This window comes from Microbacterium sp. (assembly GCF_003248605.1).
GTDB lineage: Bacteria > Actinomycetota > Actinomycetes > Actinomycetales > Microbacteriaceae > Microbacterium.
Genome location: NZ_QFPF01000173.1, coordinates 1 through 4,165, shown reverse-complemented (window position 1 = coordinate 4,165; position 4,165 = coordinate 1). Strand labels below are relative to the sequence as shown.

Annotated in this window: 2 protein-coding genes; both read right to left on the bottom strand. The window is 67.5% G+C overall.

Annotation, left to right across the window (positions count from 1 at the left end):
- Positions 1 to 2,449: DNA methyltransferase (locus DI573_RS14620; RefSeq protein ID WP_292815867.1), on the bottom strand; the 2,449-nt coding region annotated here is incomplete at its 3' end.
- Positions 2,449 to 4,165: helicase-related protein (locus DI573_RS14615; protein WP_292815864.1), on the bottom strand; the 1,717-nt coding region annotated here is incomplete at its 5' end. The genes DI573_RS14620 and DI573_RS14615, both read right to left, overlap by 1 nt.

Below are 4,165 nucleotides of genomic sequence, written 5' to 3'. Positions count from 1 at the left end.
ACTTCGGGGTAAGCCCATGGTCGATCTTCGAGTCGAGCCAGGTGGAGTCGGCTGCGCTGCGAGCACCGGGGTATGCCTTGCGTGCCGCCTCGCGCAGGTCGTCGTAGGCAGCGTCGAGCGCGCGACCCGGCTTGCCGCCGAGCATGAGTCCGGTGGCGATGACCCCGTCAGCGAGTTTGCGTAGGTCCGCCGTCACGTTGTGGAACTGCGCGAGCTGCCGCCGCTTGGCTGCCGCGGATCGGGCCGGGCTGTCGTCCGGTTCGACCGGAGACGCCAGGCTTTCCCGCAGCTCGACCGCGCGCTTGATGATCGAGTCGGTGTCGACCTCGAAGATGTCGAGCATGCCCTGCTGGCGGTTGGCCTTGGCCGGGTCGATGTGCATAGCCCGAAGTTGCTTGAGGTCGGTGAGGCCGAGCAGCGAGTTGCCGACGAACACCTTGTCGTCGACGAAGGAGAACGGCAGGTCGCGATCGAGGGAGACGAGCCACAGGGAGAGCTTGCACATCTCGATGGCCATGTCGTTGATGTCAGCCCCGTAGAGGCACTTGGCGACGACCTCGCGAACGGCGAGATTTCGCAGGTCTTTGCGTCCCGCCCAGGCAGGGTTCTCGGCAACCCATGCCTCGACGAGCCGGTCGGCGAGAAAGCGGGCGGCTGCCACGAGGAACGCACCCGAACCGCATGCGATATCAGCAACCTTGAGCGTGAGGATGTCCGAAGGCGACTTCAGCATCCACTCGTCCCGTTTCGCAGTCTGATGCGGACCGGGGTTGTAGACGAGCGGCTCGAGTGCGTACTTGACCACGTCCTCGGCGAGCGACTTGGGCGTGTAATGCGCTCCGGCATTCTTCCGGGATGGCGTCTCCTTGACCAGGAGCGCGCCCTCGAGGACGACGAACGGTCGATTACGGAGGTCGAGCCGCATGAGCCCCAGCCAGGGCTTGACGCGTTCGCGCAGGCCGAGGTCGTCGCCGACGGCCTGGGTGAGCGCGCTCACAATGCCAGGGTCGACCGCAGCGTCGATGGCCCTGACGACGGCGGCCTCGGAGGAGGGCTTGGCAGAGGGCTGGTCGGTCTCGATCCAGGCGCGGATGGCTTTAGCGAGTTTCTTGCGGTCGCTGTGGGCATTGGCGAGTTCCTCCAGCTTCGCCAGCGGGACTTCGGGCTCCTCCCCGCGGGTGCCGAGGATGCCAAGCACGACCTCGGGGGCGACTGTCGCGGTGTAGCCGAGCAGGCCCTCGTACATGTAGCCGATCTGCTCGACGTCGATGTCGCGGAACGAGATGCGTCGCGCGTCGCCCTTGATCTCGGCGATCTGCACGGCGCGCAGAACGTGCAGCATGACACGGTCAGATACGGTGACGCCGAGGGTCCCGACATCGCTCGTGGCGGTCAGGAATGGGAATCGAGCCGGGTCGAACAGCGAGCCGCCGTAGGCGGGCATGCGCAGGCTCTCGAAGGTCGCGCCGCGGTAGAGGGCGTTGCTGGTGGCCAGCAGCCGGTGCCAGGTGAGGGAGGTGGCGTCGAGGGCTTCCTCGCTCTCGGCCGAATCGCGGGCGACGAGCTGGTCGAGTTCGCCGGCGATGCCGTAGCCCTGGTCGAACAGCTCGCCTTGTGGCAGAAGCCCGCGCTCGGCCGCGGATTCGGAGAATGACTGGATGAGCAGCTCGACCGCGCGGCGCACCTGGGCACCCAGCGCCTCGGTGATCTCCTCGGCCGCAGCGACGGACTCCTCGAAGAGCACCGGGAGCCGCTCGGCGGGGTCACCGCCGATGAGGTGCTGGCGCCCCATCAAAGCCAGGAATGCGTCGCGGGTACGGGGTTCCTCGGTCCACGTGAGTGCGTCGACAACGCCGGAGGCTGCCATCGCGTTCTCGCGTGCGCACACGAGTCCCCACCAGCGGCCGTCGGTGACGATGCCGATGGGCACGCGACTCTCGCGCAGGATCGCCTCGACACGGTCGACGGGGTTGGCCGCCCACAGGTCGCCCGGCACTTCGCGCAGGGAGTCGACCGGGTCGATGACGTGCACGATCGCGCCGATCCCGTTGTCTCCGTCGAGGGAAGCTTGCGCGCGGACCGTTACCGCACGGTTTGGAGACTGCGCGGCGACACCCGCGAGGTCACCCCATGTGAGCGACTCGGCCCAGCCCGCGACGTCGCGCAGCACGGTCTCGACCCACTTGTCGCGGGCCGAGCGGTAGGCGTCGAGCGCGGTGTCATGCCCGGGGCTGCGGTCGTAACGCTCCCAGGCGGACTCGAAGTCTTTGCGTGCGTCGGAAAGGGTGGCCTTGCGAGGCTCGGCGAGCTGCGGCATCCCTTCTGGCCAGACGCGCTTGAGCGGTGGAATGGCGAGGAACGGGCCGTCGGTGTCGACTAGTTCGAGCCAGGCGCGGTGCAGGTCTGCCGCACTCTTGGCGGGGCGGTTGCGTATGGGTCGGCGTGCCATCAGTCGCGCCACCCGTCAGCGTCGTTGCGGGTGAGCGCGAAGACCACGGCGGCGGCGGTCGTGTGGGGTTTCACGTCGGCGTACCTGTCCTTGATCGCGGTGATCTCGCGCCTTTCTTCGTCATCGAGCTCGTCGAGGCGGCGTTGCATCGCCTCACGGTCGCGTCGCCACTGGCGCTCCTGATCGGCGTCAGTGAATAGCTGCCCCTGCGCTTCTGCCTCCTCAACGCGCAGCCGCGCCAAGGAGTCGCGGAGGTTCGCACGGAACGCGGCGAAGATGTCCTGTGCGCGTTGCACGTCCGTGGCCTCGCGGCGCTGCAGTTGCTCCGTCACCTGGGCTTGCTTGCGTTCCGCACGCGTCCGCATGGACTCCTCCAGGCGGAGGCGGAGCGGCGCGTCGGGCACATTCCAGAGGTCGCAGAGCTGGTCGCGCACGCGATCGTCGGCGAGGGTCAGGTCTTCCTGATCGAGGGCGGTATCGAGTGCCGCCTCCGCTCGTTCCTCGGCCATCGCGCGCCGTCCGTGGAGGCGGATTCCGGCGAGGAACACCTCTTCGTGGAGCCGGACGCCTCCGCGTCCGACGAGCACCATGCGCGTGACTGCAGCGACGAAGGACTCCTCAAGGTCATCGACGACGACCGCGGTCACACGCCGCAGCGTGGAGTCGATGCTCCACAACGAGCGGCGCAACAGGCGCTGCGCCTTCTGCACGATCGGGTGCCCGAGATGCACGTATACCAGGTCCGCTCGGCCGTCGGCGGCGTCCGGGTCGAAGGTGATCGGTCGAAGCACACCTGGGTTGAGCCGGGTGTCGAGGCCGCGCAGCGTGTCGCGCCACCCGGCTGTGAGGCTCGGAACAGTGAAGACCTCGGCGTCGGTGTCCCGCGCGAAGTCGTAGTTCGGGACGAGCGGCGACTGGTGGTTGATCCGCAGCGCAGTATCGACGACGCGGCGCAGGTTCGCCGGGTCGAGGTGCATCTCCGTCCGGGACGCGTCGTAGCCCTGCTCGAGCTGCGTCAGGCGGGCGTTGAGTTCCATTCCGCCGGCCAGCGCCTGATTGATCACCTCGTTGGTGTCCACGCCCTTCGACTTCGCCTTCGTCGCGGCGCGTTTGCCGAAGTGACCTTGGATCTCTGCGCCGACGACCTGGTTGGCGGAGCCGAGGTCGTACTCCACCTGGGCGATCTTGCGGGCGATGATCTCCATGAACCGCAGGTCTGAGTCGTAGGTTGAGGACTCCTGCTCGGGGGTGAAGTGGTAAACCTCGGGCTGCTGGGTCTGGCCGTATCGGTCGATGCGACCGATACGCTGCTCGAGGCGCGAGGGGTTGAAGGGGATGTCGAAGTTCACCAGCCGATGGCAGTAGGTCTGGAGGTCGATGCCCTCTCCTGCGGCGTCCGTGGCGAGAAGCACCCGCACCGGCTCCCTGGACGGGTCAGCGGTGAACTGGGAGCGGACGTACTCCCGCTCCTCGGGCGGGGTCGAGCCCTGGATGACTGCTAGGCGCTCGTCGTCGTACCCCTTCTGCCGTAGCACGCGGGTCAGCCACTCCACAGTGTGGGCGTACTCGGTGAACACCACGACGCGCTCGTTCGACCAGAGCTTGCCGTCTGGGCGGCAGACGGCATCAAGGAACCGGATCAGCTGGTCAAGACGTGTGTCGGCGCGACTCTCATAGCCCAGCCCCCAGTTCGCCAGGGTCTCAAGCTGGCCCGGT